The organism is Paraburkholderia phymatum STM815, from assembly GCF_000020045.1.
Classification (GTDB): Bacteria; Pseudomonadota; Gammaproteobacteria; order Burkholderiales; family Burkholderiaceae; genus Paraburkholderia; species Paraburkholderia phymatum.
The window spans coordinates 761883-782689 of sequence record NC_010623.1 but is presented as its reverse complement, the minus strand read 5'-3'; the positions used below and the strand labels follow the sequence as shown (position 1 = coordinate 782689).

At 64.0% G+C, this 20807-nt stretch carries 21 protein-coding genes; 4 read left to right on the top strand and 17 right to left on the bottom strand.

Annotation, left to right across the window (positions count from 1 at the left end; genetic code table 11):
- The first annotated feature begins 253 nt into the window (after window positions 1–253).
- Both BPHY_RS19280 and BPHY_RS19275 read left to right on the top strand, forming a co-directional pair.
- Window positions 254–1009, top strand: coding sequence for a putative bifunctional diguanylate cyclase/phosphodiesterase (locus tag BPHY_RS19280; RefSeq protein WP_157686641.1), 756 nt, complete (start codon window positions 254–256; stop codon window positions 1007–1009).
- Between the two features lie 75 nt (window positions 1010–1084).
- Window positions 1085–1387 (top strand): hypothetical protein, encoded by a 303-nt coding sequence (locus BPHY_RS19275; protein ID WP_012403121.1) that lies wholly within the window; start codon window positions 1085–1087, stop codon window positions 1385–1387.
- An 80-nt stretch (window positions 1388–1467) separates the two neighbouring features.
- On the opposite strand, the gene BPHY_RS19270 is transcribed toward BPHY_RS19275, so the two are convergent.
- From BPHY_RS19270 to oxlT, 17 genes are all read right to left on the bottom strand, one after another.
- The gene (locus BPHY_RS19270) at window positions 1468–2697 is read right to left on the bottom strand and encodes a porin (RefSeq protein WP_012403120.1); all 1230 of its coding nucleotides are present in this window, start codon (window positions 2695–2697) and stop codon (window positions 1468–1470) included.
- Between the two features lie 108 nt (window positions 2698–2805).
- Complete coding sequence (locus BPHY_RS19265) at window positions 2806–4311, bottom strand: aldehyde dehydrogenase family protein (protein WP_012403119.1); 1506 nt, start codon at window positions 4309–4311, stop codon at window positions 2806–2808.
- A gap of 24 nt (window positions 4312–4335) precedes the next feature.
- The gene (locus tag BPHY_RS19260) at window positions 4336–4887 is read right to left on the bottom strand and encodes a c-type cytochrome (RefSeq protein WP_012403118.1); all 552 of its coding nucleotides are present in this window, start codon (window positions 4885–4887) and stop codon (window positions 4336–4338) included.
- On the bottom strand, window positions 4884–5381 hold the full coding sequence (locus BPHY_RS19255) for a c-type cytochrome (protein ID WP_012403117.1): 498 nt from the start codon (window positions 5379–5381) through the stop codon (window positions 4884–4886). Before BPHY_RS19255 ends, BPHY_RS19260 begins: the two co-directional genes overlap by 4 nt.
- Entirely contained in the window at window positions 5378–5923 is a 546-nt protein-coding gene (locus tag BPHY_RS19250; RefSeq protein WP_012403116.1) for a methylamine dehydrogenase light chain, read from the bottom strand. Before BPHY_RS19250 ends, BPHY_RS19255 begins: the two co-directional genes overlap by 4 nt.
- Before the next feature lie 41 nt (window positions 5924–5964).
- Window positions 5965–6591, bottom strand: a complete 627-nt coding sequence (mauD, locus tag BPHY_RS19245; protein WP_012403115.1) for a methylamine dehydrogenase accessory protein MauD — start codon at window positions 6589–6591, stop codon at window positions 5965–5967.
- A complete protein-coding gene (locus tag BPHY_RS19240; RefSeq protein ID WP_012403114.1) occupies window positions 6588–7154 on the bottom strand; it encodes a MauE/DoxX family redox-associated membrane protein in 567 nt (188 codons plus the stop codon). The genes mauD and BPHY_RS19240 overlap by 4 nt, the downstream gene beginning before the upstream one ends.
- A gap of 7 nt (window positions 7155–7161) precedes the next feature.
- Window positions 7162–8319, bottom strand: a complete 1158-nt coding sequence (locus BPHY_RS19235) for an amine dehydrogenase large subunit (RefSeq protein WP_012403113.1) — start codon at window positions 8317–8319, stop codon at window positions 7162–7164.
- A gap of 202 nt (window positions 8320–8521) precedes the next feature.
- Entirely contained in the window at window positions 8522–10258 is a 1737-nt protein-coding gene (locus tag BPHY_RS19230) for a tetratricopeptide repeat protein (RefSeq protein WP_012403112.1), read from the bottom strand.
- Window positions 10259–10383: 125 nt separating this feature from the next.
- Entirely contained in the window at window positions 10384–10707 is a 324-nt protein-coding gene (locus BPHY_RS19225; protein WP_012403111.1) for a hypothetical protein, read from the bottom strand.
- 77 nt (window positions 10708–10784) lie between these two features.
- Window positions 10785–11747, bottom strand: a complete 963-nt coding sequence (locus BPHY_RS19220; RefSeq protein WP_012403110.1) for a vWA domain-containing protein — start codon at window positions 11745–11747, stop codon at window positions 10785–10787.
- 8 nt (window positions 11748–11755) lie between these two features.
- Window positions 11756–12316, bottom strand: coding sequence for a hypothetical protein (locus BPHY_RS19215; protein ID WP_012403109.1), 561 nt, complete (start codon window positions 12314–12316; stop codon window positions 11756–11758).
- On the bottom strand, window positions 12313–13311 hold the full coding sequence (locus BPHY_RS19210; protein WP_012403108.1) for a vWA domain-containing protein: 999 nt from the start codon (window positions 13309–13311) through the stop codon (window positions 12313–12315). Before BPHY_RS19210 ends, BPHY_RS19215 begins: the two co-directional genes overlap by 4 nt.
- Window positions 13308–14213 carry a hypothetical protein gene (locus tag BPHY_RS19205; protein WP_012403107.1) on the bottom strand — a complete coding sequence of 302 codons (906 nt, stop codon included), beginning with the start codon at window positions 14211–14213 and terminating at the stop codon, window positions 13308–13310. Before BPHY_RS19205 ends, BPHY_RS19210 begins: the two co-directional genes overlap by 4 nt.
- Window positions 14210–15100, bottom strand: coding sequence for a DUF58 domain-containing protein (locus BPHY_RS19200; RefSeq protein ID WP_012403106.1), 891 nt, complete (start codon window positions 15098–15100; stop codon window positions 14210–14212). Before BPHY_RS19200 ends, BPHY_RS19205 begins: the two co-directional genes overlap by 4 nt.
- Window positions 15097–16116: an AAA family ATPase gene (locus BPHY_RS19195; RefSeq protein WP_012403105.1), complete on the bottom strand. Its 1020-nt coding sequence runs from the start codon at window positions 16114–16116 to the stop codon at window positions 15097–15099. The genes BPHY_RS19200 and BPHY_RS19195 overlap by 4 nt, the downstream gene beginning before the upstream one ends.
- A gap of 348 nt (window positions 16117–16464) precedes the next feature.
- A complete protein-coding gene (gene oxlT / locus BPHY_RS19190; RefSeq protein WP_012403104.1) occupies window positions 16465–17805 on the bottom strand; it encodes an oxalate/formate MFS antiporter in 1341 nt (446 codons plus the stop codon).
- Window positions 17806–18753: 948 nt separating this feature from the next.
- Between oxlT and BPHY_RS19185 the strand changes: the two genes are divergently transcribed.
- Together BPHY_RS19185 and BPHY_RS19180 are read left to right on the top strand one after the other, a co-directional pair.
- Window positions 18754–20112: an MFS transporter gene (locus BPHY_RS19185; RefSeq protein WP_012403102.1), complete on the top strand. Its 1359-nt coding sequence runs from the start codon at window positions 18754–18756 to the stop codon at window positions 20110–20112.
- 352 nt (window positions 20113–20464) lie between these two features.
- Window positions 20465–20806: a hypothetical protein gene (locus tag BPHY_RS19180; protein WP_157686639.1), complete on the top strand. Its 342-nt coding sequence runs from the start codon at window positions 20465–20467 to the stop codon at window positions 20804–20806.
- Window position 20807: the final 1 nt, after the last annotated feature.

The following is a 20807-nucleotide window of genomic DNA, read 5'->3' as shown; positions in this document are numbered from 1 at the left end:
GCTCCGAATGTACTAAGCGCTGCACACAGGCAAGGCAACAGCATGTTTTCACATGCTGCATTCACTGATGATCAAGCATAGGAGTGCCGCGATGATTCAACAAGGTGCCAGGCCAGCCGCGGACGGCGTTGCGCCGGTGCGGTCAGGGTGTCAACGCGTCGCCGCGCCGGATGCCATACGCGATCCGTGGACAGAGTTATTCGCACAACCAATGAACAGGGAAAAGGCGCGTCACTCGAACTTGGAATCTGCATTGGAAGCTGCGCTGGCGGCGCGCGAGCTGACACTAGCGTGGCAACCCGTCGTGGATCGCACAGCGCGCAAGACGGTTTGCGCAGAAGCGCTGCTGCGCTGGACCCATCCGGAACTGGGCGTCGTCCCGCCCGCGCGGTTCGTGCCCGTCGCCGAACAAGCGGGCCTGATCGAGCGTATCGGCGATTGGGTCATCGAACGCGCTTGCGCACAAGCGGCACAGTGGCGCTTGCACATGGCGCCCTATCTGTGCGTGGCGGTGAATGTGTCGCCGCTTCAACTCAACAGGCGTTTTGTGAGGACGGTCTCGCGCGCCCTCGAGATCAGCGGGCTGCCGCCTTCGGCGCTGGAACTCGAAATCACCGAGAGCCAGCCGGTGCTCGATACGCGATCCGCGGTGTCGACGATAGCGGCCATCGCGAAGTTCGGCGTCCGATTCGTCATCGACGATTTCGGCGCCGGCTATTCGTCGCTCTCGTATCTCCGGCGACTTCCCCTGCACGGCTTGAAGATTGACCGGTCGTTTGTCATGGGCCTGCCGCACGACAGCCGGTCGGCGGTAATCGTGGAAGGACTCGCGCAGATCGCGCATTCGATCTCGCTCACCGTGACGGCGGAAGGCGTCGAAACGGAAGAGCAGGCGGTGTTTCTGCGCGAATGCGGAATCGACCGCATGCAGGGCTTCCTGTATAGCCGCGCGGTCGAGCCCGATGATTTCGTCGAAGATTGCCGGACGCGTTCAGGTCTGCGCGAGTGAGCGGGGCGCAACGAAGTCTGTCAGCGCATGCGTGCCATCTGCACGCACTGAAGCAGCGCAAGAAGGAGAGTGAAAATGTTTAGAGAAAAAATGTTCGACGCTGAAGCGGCTGTCACCTTGTTGAACAACTGGACGTATCCGAAGCTCATTGACGAGTTCGACCGTTCGCTCGACGTTCTGCGCGAAGGCAATCTCGACTTTACCTATGAAAGAGGCTTCGTCGGCACGCCGGGAATCAGCGACATCACGACGTGCATCGCCGAGTCGCTCTACTTTCGCGACGGATCTCGAGCATTGCGCGTGATGTCCAAGCATTGCGCGAGCGGCTGGTCACAATGGACGGCATTGCATCCGCTCCCGCAGGGGGAACTGCAGTAGGCGGTGCGTTCAACATCGACAAAGAGCGCGTCTCACGCCTCTGGCCCGAGACGCGCGAATTGCACGCGCCGTGGAAGCAATCAGAAGTTGTGCTTCAACCCGACAGTTACCGACACCTGCTTGTCGGTCGTCGAATTCGGCAGATTGGGAATCTGTGCGTAATTCACGGCTTGCCCCGTTACAGGGTCGGCGCCGATTCCGCTGCCCGCCGCCTTCTGGAAAATCCCCACGGCATACAGCGTCGTACGCTTCGACAGGTTGTAGGTCGCGCCCAGGTTCGCCTGGTGAAACTTCGGCGAACCGCTCACATCGGTTTTCATCGAGTTGTAGATATACGCGGCGCCGAGTGAAAGAGCGGGCGACACCGCATACGTCGCATTCACTTCGACAATATCGAAGCGCACATCGGAGCCTTGCGGCAAGGCGGCGCTCGCGAAGTACTGGCTATCGTCCAGCTTCGTATGGGTATAGACGAGGCCGAACGTCGCCGGTCCGAACGTGTATGTGCCGCCCGCGCCGAACGTCTTCAGCGAGCGCGCGTTCTGCAGCTCGCAGTACATCGCGGTCGGATTCGAGCACGCAAAGTCGCCGATATAACCCTGCTGGCCGCCGAGCGCCGCATCGAGGGGATTGTTCAGGTCGAGATAGCCGATGCCGAACGAGAACGGCGCGTTGCTGTAACTCGCCGCGACGGCCCAGCCGCGCTTTTGCGCGAAGTCACCCGCGACGCCGCCCAGCGAGTACGTGCCGCTCACCGAAAAGCCTGCAAACGTCGGACTCACGTACTGCACCGCATTGTTCAGATTCAGCGCGGCATTCAGGTTGTCGACGTCGCCGAGATGGGAGCCGAAAAGCGTAGCCCAGTTGTTACTCGACGCGTACGGTGCAAGCGCATTCGTGTACGAATCGAACTGGCGGCCGAAGGTCAGCGTGCCGTAACGTTCGCTCGTGAGGCCGACCCACGCGTTCTGGTTGAACAGCGTGCCGCCTTGCACGAAGCTGCCCGTGCCCGTATAGAAGCTGTTTTCGAGCTTGAACGTAACGGCCGTGCCGCCGCCGAGATCTTCGCTGCCCGTCAGGCCGAAGCGCGAGGGCGCGGAATTGCCGCCCGTGAACTGGAAGTTGTGACCGCCGCCAATGCTGCCGTCCGCATGCGTGACCTGCTGGTTGTTCGTGTACGTGATGCCCGCGTCGACATCGCCGTATAGCGTGATGCTGCTTTGTGCTTGCGCGATGCAGGGCGCTGCCAGCGCCGCGGCGAGTGCGGCCACCGCCGCCGCGATCTGCCGCGGCGTCGTCGGATGATTCATGTCTCTTCCCCTTTGTCTCTTGTGTCTGTCTTGCTCGTCCCGTTTCGGGCGAGCAGGACGTTGGCCTTGCCGATGCATCGCGCGTCGGCAAGGCGGCGCGAGAATCGCTTACGCGTAATTGATCATCACGGACTTGCTTTCCGTGTACTGGTCGACGACGGCACGGCCCAGTTCACGGCCGAAGCCCGATTGCTTCATGCCGCCGAACGGCAGCGCGTTGTCGAGCAGCGAATGGCAGTTCACCCACACCGTGCCGGCAGCGATGCGCGGAATCAGCTTGTGAACAGCCGACATATCGTTCGACCAGATGCTCGCGCCGAGCCCATAGGGCGTGTCGTTCGCGAGCTGTACGGCGGTGTCGGTTTCGTCGAAGGGCATCGCGACCAGCACGGGCCCGAAGATTTCCTCGCGCACCACGCGCATCGTGTGATTCGTGTCGACCATCACGGTTGGCTCGACGAAAAAGCCCGCCTTGTCGAGCATCTTGCCGCCCGCTGCGGCGCGCGCGCCTTCCGCGAAGCCCGAATCGATGTAGCCGCAGACGCGCTCGCGCTGTTTCGCTGACACGAGCGGGCCAATCAGCGTGGACGGATCCATGCCCGCGCCGACCTTCAGGCTCTTTGCAATCTGCGCGACGCCGTCGATCACCTTGTCGAATACCTTGCTGTGGATATAGACGCGCGAGCCCGCCGTGCACACCTGACCCGAGTTGAAGAAGATCGCATTCGCGACGCCGTGCGCGGCCTTGTCGACATCGACATCGGGCAGCACGATCACAGGCGACTTGCCGCCCAGTTCGAGCGACATGCGCGTCATGTTGTCGAGCGCGGCGTGGCCGATCAGCTTGCCCGTCTGCGTCGAACCCGTGAACGCGATCTTGTCGATGCGCGGATCGCGCGACAGTGCAGCGCCCGCCGTATGCCCGTAGCCCGTGACGATATTGACGACGCCTTCCGGGTAGCCCGCCTCGCGAATCAGTTCGCCCAGACGCAGCGCGGACAGCGGCGTGTCTTCAGCGGGCTTCAGCACGACGGTGCAGCCCGTCGCGAGCGCGGGCGCGACCTTCCAGGCCGCCATCAGCAGCGGGAAATTCCAGGGAATGATCGCGCCGACCACGCCGACGGGTTCCTTGCGCGTGTACGCGAACACTTTGCTATCGGGCAGGTAAGGCATGCCCGCATCGATCACGCTGCCTTCGATCTTCGTCGCCCAGCCCGCCATATAGCGGAAGCACTGCGCGGCCATCGACACGTCCAGGCCTTGTGCAACCGCCACCGGCTTGCCATTGTCGAGCGATTCGATTTCGGCAAGTTCGCGAGCATTCGCTTCGACAAGATCGGCGAGCTTGAGGAGCAGACGTTCGCGGTCAGTGGTCTTCGTCGAGCGCCACGGGCCTGCGTCGAAGGCGCGGCGCGCGGCGGCGACCGCTTGCTGCACGTCGTGCTCGTTCGCTTCGGGCACGCGCGCGAGCACGCTGCCGTCGGCGGGATTGAGGACGTCGAGCGTGCGGCCCGAGGCCGCGTCCGTCCATTCAGCGCCGATCAGCATCTTCTTCGGCTTCGCGAGGAACGCTTGCGTGGCGTCGAGCAGCGGGAAGGTAGGGTTCGTCTCCATATTCGTTTCCTTTGAATCGGATATTCAGTAACGGTCCGCGACACCCTTGATGCCGCGCTCATGGAGATCGCGGATCAGTCCGTTGCGCACGGTCGCGACATCGGAGTAAGCGGGCCGGCGGTGGGCGCTGAGTTCGGCGGCCGTATAGGGCTTGAAGTCCTTCGGCAGCGCATCGCGGTTCATCGTCGTGAGCAGCCAGTTCAGCACGTCTGCGAGTTCCTGATCGGAGAGCGCGGAATTCGACGCGCCCGGCACGCGCATCACATATTCGCGTCCCGCGGGCAGATGCTCGAAGTAGCCGAGCGAGTTCGCCAGCGGCGGCACCTTGCCGGGAATGCCGCCTCCCGTCGCCGTATGGCAACCCATGCAGTTGAGCACCCAATGCTGCTGCGCGAGCGATGCATCGCCGTTGCTTTGTGCATCGGCAGGCGATGGTTGCGCGAACGTCGCGGCGCACGCGAGCAGCAACATCGACATGCGGCGCGCCGCGATCCACGGCGTGGCAGCCCGCGCGCCGCGCGCGGGCTGTTGCGCGAGTCCGCGATGGCCGGCACGAAACACGCGGGCGGCGTTCATAGGCCGAGTCCCTTCACGACGGCGGCGCGCTGTCTGTGCACCGCGGCGCTGTCCATCTCCTGCGCGCGTGCGGCCTTGATGTCGGCGGCCGTGAAGGGCTTTGCGTCGTCATGCTTCGCGTTCAGGTCGAACACGACATAGTTCAACACCTGAGCCAGGTCCTCATCGCTTGCGCTTGCGAAGCTCGGCATCTTGAAGTTGTAGCTCTTGTCGTTGACCTTGATTTCGCCGAACATGCCGTGCACTACCGTCGACGTCAGCTGCGCGCGGCCTTGCGCCGTCGACGAATACTTGCCCGGATAGTCGGTGAGAGGTGGCGCGAGACCGTCCTGACCCTTGCCGCCCGCCTGGTGACACACCGCGCATTGCGCATCGAACATGCTCTTGCCGGCGGGGTAGTGCACGTTTTGCGCGTGCGCGGCGTCCGTCATCGCGAACGACGCGGCCGCCGCCATGCAGACGGCCGCGAATTTTCCAGTGTGTTTCACGTTCATTGCTTTGCGGCTCCAAGCAGGACCGACACCGAACAGTGATAGTTCGAGTTGCCGTTGGCCATGCACCAGTTGATGTCGTTGTCGAGCGACAGCTTGTACAGCGGCTTCTCGCGTTCATTGCGGTTGCAGAAGCACTTGCCGCACGAGGTTTTGCCGCAGCAGTCGTTGTACGACACGATGTAGTCGGAGCCGTCATGCGGATTGCGGCAGGTGCCGATCCAGGTAATCGGCGAGGGCGTCGTGCCCGGCGGGCAGCTGCTCGACGTGCCGCCGCAGCAGCTGCACAGCCATCCGTCGATCGCGCAGTATTTCCAGTAATCGCAGCTCATCGCATCGTCGCTGGCGCCCGGCACTGCTGCGCCCGATGCGGCCGATGCGCCCGAAGCCGCATCGGCCGCATAAGCAGTGCGATCGACGGGCAGCAGCGGCAGCATCGCCGAGCCGACCAGCACCTTGCCGAGCTTCGCCATCGCGCTGCGCCGTGAACTGCGCTGCGCGACGCCGCGCGCCGACTTCTCGAACCACGAATCAAAAACGCCCATGTGCTTGTTCTCCGCTCAGGTTGGTAATCGGGTTCGGCGCTTTATGCGTGCTGTTCGCGCTGCTCATGGCGATGGTCGCCATGCACGAACTCCTGCAGCGATGCGACGCCGCGCTCCTTCGCTTCGAACAGGCTTTCCAGATGCTCACGCGTGTTCACGAGCCCCTTCGAGCGGACCTTGCCGCTTTCATCGAGCAGCACCGCATACGGCAGCTTGCCGATCTGATACGCGATGCCGAGTTCCTGCGACAGCACATAGGGGAAACGATCGAGGTTCTGCTTCTGCGCGAAGCGTTGATGCTCGGCGACATCGCCGTCGCTCGCGAGCACGATATTGACGGGCGTCGATTCACTCGATTGCAGCGACGGCAGCAGCGGCAGCAGTTTCTTGCAGACAGGACACGTCGGCGACAGGAAGAACAACAGCGTCGCTTTGCCTTGTGCGTCGATACCGCCCACTTTCACTTGCTGGCCGCGGATGTCCGATAGCTCGAACGTCGGCGCGATCGCGCCGACAGCGGGGCCCTTGTCGATCATCAATGCACCGGCGGGCATGATGCGTTCGTACAGGATGCCGACCTGGCGAACGAGAGCGAGAGAGATCGCGCCGAGCGCGAGAACGGCGATCCACAGCAGCGCGGTCGAAACGGAGAGAGCGGTTTGCATCATGAATTCCTCAAGTTGGAGAGGCGCGGCACGTTGGCCAGCAGCACGTCGAAAGTGAGCAGTGCGCAGACGATCAGCAGCACGGCGAAGAAGAGCGTCAGATAGTCGAACCACACAATCGAACGCGTTGCCGGCGCGATGAATGCGGTGGCGGCGAGCGCCGCGAGCAGCAACGCGCGGGCGACATGTAACCAGCCGATGCTGTGCGGCGCGTTCTGCTGCGTCGTCGCTTGCGTCGCGGCAAAACCTGAGCAGCCGCAGTCGATATCCGTGTGGCCACGCAGGATGTTGAACGCGAGGCCCGCTGCGAACGCAAGCAGCAGCGCGGTCAGCACGATTGCGCCGACGAGGCGCGTATCGGCGAACAGCAGCGCGGCGGCGCCCGCCGTTTCCGCCGCCGCGATGGCGAAGGCGGCTGGCGCCGTCAACGCATCGGGCAGCAGGCGGTAGTCGGCGAGCGCCTGACGGAACGCGGCAGGGCGCCGCCATTTGGCGACGGCGCCGAGCAACACGACGATGGCCGTGCTCGCTTGTGCGCTCGTCGCGAGTACTGGATCGAGCATCATGTCGGCCTCACGGATTGACGAGCAGCGACGACGTATTGCCGACCTGCTTTTCGATGTTCTGCAGCTTGCCCGTGCGCGCATCCATTACGACGAGATCCGACGTGCCCGTCAGACCATATAGCAGCGGCTTGTCGTCTTCGCTGACCTGGACCGATGCGATCGCGTCGATCTTCTGCTGCGAGAGGTCCCAGCGCGCAATGCGCTTTTTTGTCTGCAGGTCGTACACCCAGATTTCCGTGCCCGGGTCCTTGTGCGAGCCTTCGTCGCCCTTATGCATCGCGACGTAATAGCGATGCAGCGCGGCGTGCACGGCCGTCTGCTGCATGCCGCCGGGACGCCAGCCTTCGGCGCGCTCGGCGTTCGTCAGTAGCGACCACGGCTTGCCGAACAAGGGCTTGTCGCCCCGGAAATCGGCGCTACGCACCATGCCGTGGAAAGTCGTGAACAGATAGCCGCCCTGATACGGCGACGCGTTGATGTAAGCGGGGTCTTTGTCGACGTCGATGAACGGATCGGACATCACGCGCTTCGTTTCCTTGCCGTTCGCATCGAGCGTGACGGTGAGCGCCTTGCCGCTTTCGCACAGTCCCGTGAAGCGGTCGTTACCCGACGGATACGCGAGCACGCAAGCGGCCATGTCGACTTCGGAGAGTACCTTCTTCGAGGCGACGTCGATCACCGTCACGGATGCGGCAGGCGTGATGTTGGTCACATAGAGACGTTTGCCGTCCGCGCTGAACGTCGTGTTGTACGGCGATGGCACATGCTGGCCGTGCTTTGGCGGAATGATGATTTCGCCCGTGTGATCGAGCGTCGCGTTGTCGGTCATCTCGACGACGTCGGTGCGCGTGCCGTGCGAACCGCGTGCGAAGTACGTGGTCGACACGTAGCTCGTCTTGTGATCCGGCGAAATCACGAAGCCGGGCGCGAAGCCCGCGTCGATCTGGCCGAGCAGTTTCTTCGCATCGGCGTCGTACAGATAGATGCGCGCGTCCGTCATCGAAGGCATCGAAATGTCGACCACGAAGACTTCGTGCGAATGCCACGCAGGCAGCTTCTGCACGGTCAGTTCTTCGGGTTTTTCGATTGCGTGCGCGCTGCCGATGCAGGCCGCGGCAAATGACAGCGTCGCCGCGATGGACGCGGTTCGTCGCCTTATTCTCATGTCGCCTCCAGTTGAGATAGGGAATGTGTGAGGCGACTGTAGATCGACGAAAAATCAGGCCGGCGCCGAAACCGGCAATGCGTGCGTGCCGATTTGGGATATTGGTAGTCTCGCTGAAAGGGATGTAGGGCTTGTGTTGGCTTGCGCGCGGTGCGGCTGTTGGGAGTTAGGGTTTGTCTCGAGAGGCGGGCAAGCGTCCGTTTTATTGGCGGCAGGCGCCTTCGCGTGCCGCGGATGCCTCCGCCGCCAACGCTGCGCGCACCGCTGCAATGACGCTGTCCCAGTCACCCAGGGTCGGCTGCCTGAACAGACGGGCGTGCGGATACCAGGGGCTGTCCGTGCGATCGAGCAACCAGCGCCAGCATGTGTCGAAGCGGTTCATGATCCATACGGGCGTGCCCGTCGCGCCCGCGAGGTGAGCGACGGCCGTGTCGACGCTGATCACCAGATCGAGATTGCTCACGAAGGCGGCCGTGTCGGCGAAATCCGCGAACTCGTCCGTGTAATCGACGATCCGCCCCGCCAGTTGCGGATTCCCGCGCAGTTGGCCGCTGGCCGGCCCTTTTTGCAAGCTGTAGAACTGCACGTGTGGTGTGTCGAGGATCGGCACCAGCATGTCGAGCGCGATCGAGCGCCTCGCGTCGGTTTTTCTCAACTCGGCGACATGCGGACGATTGCCGCCTGCCCACACGAGACCGACCTTCAGCGCCCGCGACGCGTCGCTTGCCAGGCGCTCGCTCCAACGTTCCGTGTCCGACTCGTCGGGATGGAGATAGGGTGTGCGGGAAGGGATGTTGTCTACGTTCGTTCCGAATGCAAGCGGCAGACTGAGCAGGGGAGCGTGACAATCGAAGGGGGGTAACGGTTGTTCCTGTTCGACGAGTTCGGCGACGCCATTCAGCGTTCGCAGCAAGCGCACCAGTTCCTGCGGGACTTCGAGGATCACCTTCGCGCCCATCGCCGCGACGAGCGGGACATAGCGGCAGAACTGCAAGGTATCGCCAAGCCCCTGTTCCGCGTGCAGCAGGATGGTCTTGCCTTCGAGCGGAAACTGGCCGAGCCATAGCGGTTGCCCGACATGGCGCTGGGCGCCTTGCATCCGGTGGCGTTGCCAGCGCCATTCGTATTCCTGCCATCCTTCGTCGAGCCGGCCCATCTGCAGCAGACACAGCGCGCGGTTCCAATGCGCCTCCGCGTGTTCCGGGTTCAACGCGAGCGCGCGCTCATAGGATTGCAGCGCTTCTTCATGCTGTTTCAGATCGATCTGCGTGAGGCCGAGATTGCTCCGTGCATCCACGAACGAAGGCGCCAGTTCGAGCGCGCGACGATAGCTGGCCTCGGCATCCAGCGGCCGGTTCAGGTCGCTCAATGCGTTCGCGCGATTGCTCCATGCTTCGGCATAACCCGCCTGCAACGCGATGGCTTCGTCGCAGCAAGCCAGTGCATCGTCTGGACGATCGAGGTCCCGCAGCACGCATGCGCAATTGTTCCAGGCCTGCGCGAGCGCGGGCTGCAACGCGATTGCCTTTTCAAAGCTGGCGAGCGCTTCAGCCGGACGGTCGAGTCCCGCGAGCGCATTGCCACGGTTATTCAGTGCGTCGGCGAAATTGGCCTGTAACGCGAGTGCACGGTTCGCACTCGCCAAGCCCTCATTGAAGCGGCGCTGCGCGTTATACGCATACGCGAGGTTCGAGTGAAGCGCCGCTTGCATGCCGTTGATCGCGATCGCCTTCTTCAGCAGTTCGATGCCCTCGTCGACACGCCCCGCCTGCAGCGACAGCGCGCCCAGCAACTGGATCGCGTCGAAGTGCTTGGGCCGCAAGGAGAGGATCTCGCGATACAGATCTTCAGCTTCCGAATGGGCGCCGTTGTGCTGCATCGCGATGGCCTGCTGCAGCATCGCGTCGATCCGGCGCTGCGGGTTGTGTGTTTTGCTCATGAGCTGCGAGACTGCTGGGGCATTCCTGGCCACGCGAAGCGGGACCGCGGAACGGGATTGAAGTTCGGACGGCTGGCTGGTCCCGATTATCCCCGAAAAGCTCGGCCCGCTTCGCGGCGCACACGCTATTTGTTGTTGCCTGCGCCCGTGCCGTACAGACCGTTGTCGAAGCCTCCGGCGCCCTCGGGCTTGCGCGCGGCTTTGGACTTGACGTTGCCGCGCTGTTCCCGTTTGGCTTCATGCGCTTGCGGCGTATTCGATTCGACGGTGTTCGATGCGGGCGTTTGAGCCTGCGTACCCATTGGCGCGGCGCGGGTTTCCTGCGGCGGCGAACCCGCTGGCGCGGTGATCTGCGCATGCGCGAGCGTACACAGCGACAGCGCCACGCAGAATGCGCCTGTCTTTGAAATGACGATGCGTGAGATAGATGAGATCAGGTTCGAATGCATGAGCGCGTGTCCTTGCAAATGGAGTCAAGGACAGCAGTCCGCGTGCCTGGATCGGCCATCGAGTGCTCAGCAAACGCTCAATCAGCCCGCACAGGAATGGAACGCACGCCGACTGACTCGCCGGCAGTCGCGCTGCGTCGCGCCGGAAGAAAGCGCCACACCAGCAGAATCAGTGCGAGCAGCGCGGGCATCCAGCGGATATCCGTCGCAACAGGCATCGGGTGCGCGTTGCGCGCGTCCGTCAGCGGCACGCGTAACGAAGTCGGCGCGACGAGCCGCTTGTAGCCGAAGCCGAGATGCCCGGCCACGGCTTCCAGATAGGTCTCCCTCAGTTGCGAGCGTTCTTCGTGGCTTTCTGCGACGGCGGGCGCGCCGGGCTCGGGACGCACCTGGCGGACTTCGTCGGCCTGCCAGTAACCGGTGCGCACACCATCGGCGTTGGTCTTCGGAATCGGCGCCGGCTGATCGCCTCCGACGCCGATCAGCCAGCCATGCACCAGTCCCTGCGGAATGTCGCGCACGGTCGTTTCGTTTGGCGCGACGGGCGGCGCTTCCTGGCCGTCGGTGATGAACACGACGTCGGTGTGATGGCCGAGCTCCGTTGCGGCGCGGATCGCCGAATAAATGCCGCCTTGCGCGATCACGCTGCTGTTGATCCAGCGCATGTTTCCGCCGATCCGATCGAGCGACGACAGCAGCGCGTCGTAGTTGCTGCAAAGCTCGACGGGTGCGACGAGCAGCAGCGAACGCTGATTCGTGAACACGCTCCAGCCGATTTCCGAGCCGCACGGCAGGTGCTGCAACGCGTCGCTGATCGCGGCCTTCGCGAAGGCGATCCGGCTCACGGGCTTGCCGCCGATTGCAACGTCCTCGACGTCCATGCTCTGCGTGATGTCGAACGTAACGACATAGCGGAACACCGGCCGCCTGAATTCGACGGGCGGCATCAACACGGCGGCGGCGAGCAGCAGCGCGGCAAGCGGAAGCTGCCACCAGCGTCCGCGCAGATAACGCCGCCACGGCCGTGCGTCGCGCTTCATGGCGGCGTTCACGGCAATTCCTCGGGCGCCGCGCCGCGCACGTTGATGTTGTGCTGTTCCTTCACGTCTTTCGTGTCGTCGGCGGTGTCTTGCGCTTCGGGCGCGAGCCGTAGCGCGCGTTCGAGGTTGTAGCGTGCGTCCCAGTTGCCGGGGTCGATGCGCAGCACTTCGCGATAGCGCGCCTTCGCGGTTTCGAGCATGGGCGCGGAGCGCACGGGGCCTTGCGCATCGTCGCCCGCGGCTTCGCGCAGATACATGTTGGCGAGATCGTACAGGGCGAGGCGGCCTGCTTCGCTCGACGGCGCAACACGCGACAGGTCGTAGTAGAGCTTGCCGGCTTCGGCATGCTGGCCCGCTCGCGCGAGCGCGACGGCTTGCGCGAGCTGCACGGCGGGATCGTTGCTGTCGTGCACCGACTTGCTCCACTGCTCGCGCGGTTGCGCGCCGATCGCGGCAACGTCGCCGTTGGATTGGGCAATGCGCTGCACACGCACTGCGTAGTATCCAGCGGCGAGCGCGCAACATAGCGTCGCCGCACCGAACATCAGATGGATGGGCAGCCGTTTCATCGCAGGCTCCGCCTTTGCGTAAACCACAGGCCGGCGAGCAGTGCGCAGCAGAAGAGGGCTGTCGCGTAACACCATGCGCTGCGGTCCTGCCTCGGCAATCGCTCGACGAACGACACAGGCGCATTTTCGGTGCGCGCGATATCGCTCATCGCGCGCGCCACCTGTTGCGGGCTGTCGGCCTGATACAGGCGATAGGCCGTCGGCAGCGAGAGGAAGAAACGATGCAGCTCGGCTTCGGGCGAATGATCGGCATCGGCGAGACGCACGTGCAGATCGGGACTATAGATGCCGCTGCGCAGATAGATGAAATACAGCGCGACGCCGTTGCGCGAAAGCCCGGCGCGGATGTGTTCGCGCGCCACGTCGTCGAGCCGCGCGCCGCCGTCCGACACCAGCACGATCGCGCGGCTGCTGGTGCGCGGACGGCCGTCGAACAGCTCGACGGCGGACTGGATGCCGCGGTCGAGCAGCGTGTCGGGCGTGCCGCGTCCCACCCCTGTTGCGGCGATCGCGGCATCGATCACGGTGCGGTTGCGCGTGAAGGGCACGGCCAGCATCGGATGCGTGCCGAACAGCATGAACGCGAGGCGGTCGTTCGCGCGTTGTGCGACGAACGCGGTGATCGCATCGCGCGCCATCTGGTTCTTGGTTTCGCCCGCCGTCGGCGCGTCGGCGACGTTCATCGAACCGCTGCTGATCGCCTGATTCATGCTGCCGCTGCCGTCCATCAGAATCAGAATCTCCGCACCTGTACCCGTGATCCGCGTTTGCTCGCCGGAAAATCCCGGCCCCGCGAGCCCGACGATCACAGCCGCGAGCGCGATCACGGCAGCAGCGCGCCAGACGATCGCAACGACGCGGCCCACGCGATCGCGCGGCAGCCACGCGACCCATGAATACGGCAGCGTATCGATGCTTCGGCGCAGCAGCGGCAACCCGGCGAGCGGCAGCAGCAGGAGCGCCCACGGATAAAGGAAGTCGGGCGGCGTGTTCATCGGTGATGGCGCTTTTCCGCGCGATACAGCGCTCGGTACAGAGCGCGCAGCGAAAATGGCGTCGCCGCCGGCAGATCGCCGAAGAAGCGGTCGGACGAACGCTGGAAGAATTGCTCCAGTTGCGGTTGAAGCTCGCGCAGATGCGGCGCTTTCTCCGCAAGGTCCGGCACCGAGCCGGACAGCACGACGCGTCCCGCCGCTTCATCGAGCGCGCGATGCAGGCCGCGCCACGCTTCAGGGTTCGCATCGAGTGCGGCGTCGTCCTGGCTGCCGAAGCGCGCCCATGCCTTCGCGAACGGAAGCTGCCGGGCATCGCGTGCGTGACGCCAGCGCCACCAGCCGAGCCATGCGGCGATTGACGCGACGCCCAGCGCGCTCCATACGATCAACGCGCGTTGCAAGTGCGCCGTCGATTCGGGCGCGAGCAGGCGGTCCGGTTGAAGCCCCGGAAGACGTTGCGCATCGGCGGCGGACGATGGCGCGAGCGGACCGATCGACAGCGGGGCTGGCGCGACGTCGAGCGTTTTGCCGGACGCGAGGCGCAGCTGCAGCGGCGGCGTTGTCGTGACGGTCGGCCCGCGCGGCGAGTTCATCACCTGATAATCGAGCACGAGCCATCGGCGGCTATCGGGGTCGGTTCTGAACGACGGCGCTCGGCGTTCGAGCCATGCGTCGACGCGGCCCGTCGACGGCATCACCAAAATCTCGTCGGCACTTGCGCCGGAATCGAGCAACACCTGTTGCGTCACGACGTCGCCGAGCACATGACCAAACGCGCGCGGTTGCTGCACGGTCGCGGGTTCTGCCCGGACACGCGCACTGATGGCCAGCAACGCGAACACGAACGCGCACGCCAGGCGCCAGTATGAAGGCCGCATTGGGTATGTGCCGAAGCGCATCATGCCGTCATCTCGAGAAAGTAGCGGCTGAGCGCTTCGCCATCGAATGCGCCCTGATTGAAGAACGGACGGATGCCGTGGCGCGCGAACAGCGTGGCGATTTGCGCGCGGCGGTCGGCAACGGCGCTGCGCCAGCGCTCGCGAACGGAATCGCGCATCCACATCGAGCGCATTTCGCCCGATTCGACATCGACGAGCGACATCCAGCCGTTGTGCGCAGGCGGCTCGACTTCGGCGCGGTTCCACTGCACGACGGGCACGACCCACGCATGCGTCAGCGTGTCGAGCAATGCAGGCAGTGCGGCGAGCGGCCAATGAAAATCGGACACCAGAAAGACAAGGCACGCGCGGCCGGCAAGCCGCGTGGCAACGTCGCGCAAGCCGCGATCGGGTGAAAGCGCGCGTGGAGATTCGCGTGAAGAGGAACGTGTCCCGTCCTGCAAGCAGTCGCGCAACCGTTCCGACATCAGCGAGCCCATCCCGCGTGCGTGCCGTGCGGGCACGAACAGATCTTCGCGCGCTTCGCCATCGAACGCGAGCATGCCGACGGGATCGCCGATACGAAACGCGCTATGTCCGAGCGCTTCGACGAACGCCGCGGCCACCTCCAGCTTCGTGGCGCCCGCGCCGAAGCGCATCGAGGCCGACACGTCGACGACGGCATGCACGGGCACGGCCACGCGCTGCCGGTGCACGCGCACGAGCCATTCGCGCTGCACCGTGCGGACGCTTGCGCGCACATCGATCCGGCGCGGATCGGGATGATCGAAGAGCCGCGTGTGGGCCGCGAACTCCTGGCCGATGCCGACGCTCGAGCCGCGATGCCCGCCGGGCCGCGCGCCCGACACGCGCACGGGCAGCCGGTACTGGAACTCCGCTAATGTATTCACGGCGCTGCGATCCGCGAAATCAGCTGCGCCATCAGCGCATCGGCGAGTTCCTGGCGGCGCAACTCGTAGATCGGCGTGAAGTACACGCGATGCCCGAGCGTCGGCAGCAACACGCGGTGAATGTCCTCGGGCGTCAGATAGGTGCGGCCGTCGAGCCACGCGACGACGCGCGCCGCGCGCAGCAGCGCGCTCATGCCGCGCGGACTCGCCCCCGCGAGGATCAGGCGCTGCATGTCGACGTCATCGAGTGCGATGCCGAACTGCAGCGGGTCTTCGGTTGCGCGCCAGAGGTCGAGCGCATAGCGTTCGATCGCTTCGCTCGCGTGTATCGTGCGCTGGATGCTCGCGGCGATCGCATTCAGGCGTTGCCACGGCAGCACGTCGGGCGCCACACGCGCGAGCAGCGCGTCCGTGTCGTGGAAGTCGGGATCGAAAACGAGTGCGCGCCGTGCGGGCGCCTCATCGGGCGTCGACATATTCAATTCGAACATGAACCGGTCGCGCGCCGCCGCCGCCAGTTCGAAGGTTTCTTCCTTCTCGACCTTGTTGCGATCGGCGAACACGGTCATATGCGGAAAGCGGTACTCGCGGTCGAACGCGAAAACCGAGCGCTCGGCCATCGCGCGCAACAGCAGCGATTGCACCTGCGGCCGCGCGCGGTTGATCTCGTTGAAGAAGAAAGTCGCGAGTCGTTCGCCGTGCTTGATGAGCGGACCGGGCTCGATGCGCGGCCGGCCTTCGGCGTCCACGTACGTGTGATAGACGAGATCGCCGGGCATCAGGTCAATCGTGCCTTCGACGCGCTCGAAATCGCCGCCTGTCGCCCGTGCGAACGCGCGCAGGATCGTCGTCTTGCCGACGCCGACGCCGCCTTCGAGCAGCACGTGGCCGCGTGCGAACAGCGCGACGTTGATGAGCCGGATGGTGTCGGGTTGCCCGATGACGGCGTTCTGAACCTGATGCTCGATGTCGAGCGCGAGCGTGCGCCAGTCTTCGTGTAGCTCTTCGCGGTCCATCGGATTCGCCTCGCTCGGTCGGGCAGTGTCGGAATGGCGCACGGACGCCGGGTGATTCGACGGATAACGAGGTGCCTTTCGGCGGCGTGCGTATCGGCGAGAGCGGGGCGCGCACGGTCCGTGCCAGAAGGACGTGCCGGGCTGCGTGCGCCATGTGCGCGGATGGCGTGCGCGAGAGTCACGGCGAGAGTCGCGGCGACAAGAGGGCAGTGTGTCACGCGCGCTGCTACAGAGTGCGCCAGGTTTGGCGCCACGCGGCGCGTGTTCCGCACAGGTCCCGCAGACGAACGGATGCCCGTCGCGCGATGGCTAACGGGCATCCTGGCTGAAGCAAAGCCTGGGTGCCGGTCAGCCCCCTTCCGCCGAAATGCGCGCCGAGTCGCTGATGCGTGTCGACGAGCCGTACGGCACTTCCAGCGACGGCTCCGAATGCTGCACCGCGTAGGCGCGGCGCATCGGCTTGAGCACGAAGAGCGCCAGCAAGGCCGCGACGGCCGCCATGCCCGATGCGAGCATGAACACGGCGTGCCAGCTGCCCGTCGCCGCCGTGACGATGCTCGTGAACGGCACGAGCAATGCCGCCGTGCCTTTGGCCGTGTAGAGCAGGCCCGCGTTGGTCGCCGCGAACTTGGGACCGAATGTGTCGCCGCAGGTCGCCGGGAACAGGCTGTAGATTTCACCCCACGCGAAGAACACGATGCCTGTCAGCACGACGAACGCCACCGGGCTCTGACCGAACTTCGACAGCGCGAGAATGCCGACTGCCTCGACCGCGAACGCGACGAACATCGTGTTTTCTCGGCCGATGCGATCCGAGATCCAGCCGAAGAACGGACGTGTCAGGCCGTTCAACACCCGGTCGATGGTCAGCGCGAACGTCAGCGCAGGGAGCGTCAGGCCGAGCAGCGAAACGGGTGAGTCGTGCAAGCCGAAGTCCTTTGCGATCGGCCCCAGCTGCGCCGTCGCCATCAGGCCGCCCGCCGCCATCATCACGAACATCAGATACATCACCCAGAACACCGGTGCGGAAATCACCTCGCGCGGCGTCGCATTGTGCACGAGGCGCTTCGCCGCGCTCTTTGCGTTGGCCAGCAGCGTTGCGGGCGGGGCGAGCAGGAACAGGCCCAGCAGGAACACGACGATGCCCTGGCCGAGGCCGAACCACAGGAATGTCGCTTCGTAGCCGCTGTGCTTGATCATGTTGGCGATGGGCACGACGGTAGCCGCCGAACCCGCGCCGAAGCCCGCCGCCGTGATGCCCGCGGCGAGCCCGCGACGCGTCGGGAACCACTTCAGCGCATTGCCGACGCACGTGCCATATACGGCACCCGCACCGACCCCGCCGATGGCCGCGGCGATGTACAGCAGCGGCAGCGACGATGCCATCGAGTTGATCACCCACGCGAGCGCGCACAGCAGGCCGCCGCCGACCACCACGGGTTTAGGTCCGTACTTGTCGACGAGATAGCCTTCGATCGGTACGAGCCAGGTCTCCGTCACGACGAAGATGGTGAACGCGACCTGGATGGCCGCGCGGCCCCAGTGGTACTTCTCGTCGATCGGATTGACGAACAGCGTCCAGCCGTACTGCATGTTGGCGATCATCGCCATGCAGACCACGCCGAATACGAGTTGCACCCACGGTGATGCGTACCACGACGACGGCCCTGCCTGATGCTCTGTCTTCATCGCTGTCTCCTTTGTCGACCGGCACGGCGCGTCGGCGCCTGTGCCGGTCGCGTGCACGATAGTTGCGGACTTGCCTGCCACGTTTGTACGTACGGGGCCTCAGCGGCTCTTCCGATCACCGATGCCTGCAAAAACGCATCGCTGATAGATCCCATACGATATGTGATATATCAAGTAAGTCAAGTGAAAGCGTCAGGGGGTTTTCACGGAGTCGAATCAACTGCTGAAAGGAATTTGTATCTGGCCTGCGATTAAGCGAGCCTGCCAAAAAAAAGCCCACCGGCTAGCAACGGTGGGCTGAGGACATGTGCGAGACAGGCGTGTTCGCGACATGCTCAGTCGTTATATATGAAAGTAAAACGTAATGAAAGTTTTTTGTTTGTAATTATCGGGCGGGGCGGGAACGCGTCGATCGATGGGCAGAGAGCGCGACGAATTCGTGTTCGCGCCGCGGACGAATTAAGTGCCTCCAGAGTCTCCAAGCGGTCGCTTGAAGACGCTGATCGATGGATGCGCGGCATCGTTCTGGGTGCTCGATGTCAGATGGTATTGGGTTAGTTATCCGAAGTATCGAAATGGTAGTTTTAGCCTTGTTTTTCAGTCTAGAACGATAACCGGCAGAATCGCGCCGAAGGCGAACGGGGCGACACAGCATTCGCTTTCCATCCCGGAGCATGCTGCGGAAAAACATGGAATCGTGCGTTGCCAGCGCGCACGTACGATCCATCAGTAATAACCCTTCATTGACGCTCCACGACGCAAAAGGCTAAAGTGTTCGCAATCTGAAAGCTTGTGCGACATACGAACAAGTTCGATTGTGGTGGCCTCGTCTCGCCGCAATCGCCGTGCGTGTTCGTCGCGAAGATGAATATCGTGCCTCGCTTCTGAGGCAATATAGAGTTAGACAGGCGCAGCATCGGTACTGCGTCGCGTAGCTGGAGACAGGTGATGAACCGCACTTCCGTCGTGAACGTTCAGACGTTCATCAATGAGCAGCCGTTTGGCGGCTTCCAATGGCTTGTGTTCTTCATGTGCTTCGTGATCGTGCTGCTGGACGGTTTCGACACGGCGGCGATCGGCTTCATTGCGCCGTCGCTGCTAACGGAGTGGGGACTCACGAAGCCCGATCTTGCACCCGTGCTGAGCGCCGCGCTGTTCGGGCTCGCGTGCGGGGCGCTCGGGTCCGGCCCGCTGTCCGACCGGCTAGGGCGCCGCTCGCTGCTCCTCACGTCGGTGTTCGTATTCGGCATTGCGTGCCTCGCGTCGGCGTTTTCGTCGAGCATCGGTCAACTGACGGTGCTGCGCTTCATCACGGGCGTCGGTCTCGGCGCAGCAATGCCGAACGCCGTCACGATGATGGGCGAGTTCTGTCCGGACCGCCGCCGTGCGACCGTGATCAATCTGATGTTCTGCGGCTTTCCGCTGGGCGCGGCATTCGGCGGCTTTCTCGCCGCGTGGATGATTCCGCATTTCGGCTGGCGCAGCGTGCTGATGCTCGGCGGCGTAACGCCGTTGCTGCTCGGCGTCGTGCTGCTGATGAAGATGCCGGAGTCGGTGCGCTTCATGGTGGCGAACAATCAGCCTGTCGAACGGATTCGTGCGACGCTTGCGCGCATTTCGCAGCAGGCGCTGAACGCCGGTTCGTTCGTGATGACGGAAACGGCGCCGCAAACGGGCAGCAAGGGCGTGGGCGTCGTGCTGTCGCGTCCGTACATCGTCGGCTCGGTAATGCTCTGGATCACGTACTTCATGGGCCTCGTGATCTTCTACGCGTCGATCAACTGGATGCCGATCCTGCTGAAGGACGCAGGTCTCACGCCTAAGAGCGCGACGCTGATTTCCGCGCTGTTCCCGCTCGGCGGCGTTGGCGCGGTGCTGGCGGGCGTGCTGATGGACCGCTTCAACGCGAATCGCGTGATCGCCGTGTGCTATGCGCTGACGGCCGTGAGCGTGTACTTCATCGGGCAGGCGGCGGGCAATGTCGGCGCACTCGTGGCAATCGTGTTCCTCGCCGGCGTGCTGATGAATACCGCGCAATCGTCGATGCCCGCGCTCGCGGCGGCGTTCTACCCGACGGAAGGGCGCGGCACGGGTGTCGCGTGGATGCTCGGCGTCGGGCGCTTCGGCGGGATTGCCGGCTCATTTCTGGTCGCGGAACTGACGCGCCGGCACTTCACGTTCTCCGGCGTGTTCGCGACGATTGCGATTGCCGGACTGGTTGCATGCGTCGCGCTGCTGATCAAGCAGATGGCAAGGCCGCAGGTCAGCGAAGTGGCGGCGGGCAAGCTGGAATCGCTGGGACACTGATAAGGCCCGCGTTCCTCGAAACAAGCAACGCGTCTTGTGCGCCCACGATCGTCGAGATCGTGGGCGCGTTGTATTTGTGCCTGCGAATTGAGATTGTCAAATCCCTCGTGCTGATACCGCGCACGTAAAGTTTCATGACGCCTTGCCGTAAGCATGTTCGAGCGCTGTACGATCCGTGTGCGCCGGGTGAGCGCAACGCATCGCGCAGATCGCGTTCTGCGAGGCAGGAGTCATGTATAACTACCTGAGAGAGGCCGGGGCGCCACGATCCTGGCTGATATCGTGTCTGTTTGCGGCGGCATGCGGGGGCGCGTCGGCGTTCGTCAACCGGGCGGATATGGCGTGGCTCGACATGTCCGGCCAGCCCCGCTGGATGCTCGTGTTGCACATCGGTGCGGCTGCGCTCGGTGCGCTACTGATTGCACGTTTCGTTTCCAGCGCGTTTTCCGCGATATTTCGCCTGCCCGACAATACCTTCTATGCAACGGGCAATCTGGCGAACGGTTCGGCGATACGTTATCGCGTGGATCTCAAGGCAAACTTCTTTTCGCTCGCACGTTTCCTTCAGGTGCTTGGCTTCGTGCTGTGTCTGATGGTGCAGGGAGTGACGGTCACATCGGACGCAGCCTCGGGGCGGCCGACGAACGTCGCGCCTCGTCCCACGCCCGTCCACTCGGGCACGCTGTCGACGTGAC